Origin of the sequence: Aliivibrio sp. 1S175, from assembly GCF_001690985.1 — a bacterium.
Classification (GTDB): domain Bacteria; phylum Pseudomonadota; class Gammaproteobacteria; order Enterobacterales; family Vibrionaceae; genus Aliivibrio.
On record NZ_MAJS01000039.1, the window covers coordinates 1 to 683 of the forward strand.

Consider the following 683-nt stretch of genomic DNA (forward strand, 5'->3'; position numbering starts at 1 on the left):
GTTATGCAGGCGTTATGCATCAACTAGGAGTTTTATGCTGTATTTAAAAATTTTATCTACTCTCATTTCTTTGATTGGGTGCGTATTATGGTATTCAAATCCAGATTCAATAGAATGGGAACCATTATTAGTTGCAGTTGGTTTGTTGGCTCACTTTATAGTAGATATATATGAAAATCATCAAAGTAAAAATGAAACCGAAGAAGTAACTAGAAAATTGGTTGCTGCGGCTACTGGTGGTGACGCATTTGCATATTTCATGCTCTATAACTTTGATATAGATAAAAAACTTGCAAAAGATTTTACTATTACTAAAAAAGGTGATGCTAATTTATTTAATCTAACGATGAGGATTTCGGATTATCAATCTGAAAAGTATTCAGAAGTGATTCCAGAAACTGTACTTGGTGAGATAAATAGCCCAGCTATCTTTTCAAAAGTACAATGGCAATTAAAAGATCAAATACATTATGGTGTTCACTTTAATGCTAGAAATGGTAGTTGGAATCAAGAATTAATTTTAAGAAAATCATTAGATAAGCAGTGTTGGTTGGCAGCCACGAGAGTTGTTAATCGAAAAGGTGAGATTATATTTGATCATATTGATAACGCATTTATTCCAATATTTGGTAATCCTCAATGGAAAAACAATATACCGCAGGTTAATGCATAACAAATGCATC

At 31.9% G+C, this 683-nt stretch carries 1 protein-coding gene; it reads left to right on the forward strand.

Features of this window, described 5'->3' with window-relative positions:
• On the forward strand, positions 1–673 hold a 673-nt coding region (locus A6E06_RS12850), incomplete at its 5' end, for a hypothetical protein (protein WP_218066035.1).
• Between the last annotated feature and the right edge of the window lie 10 nt (positions 674–683).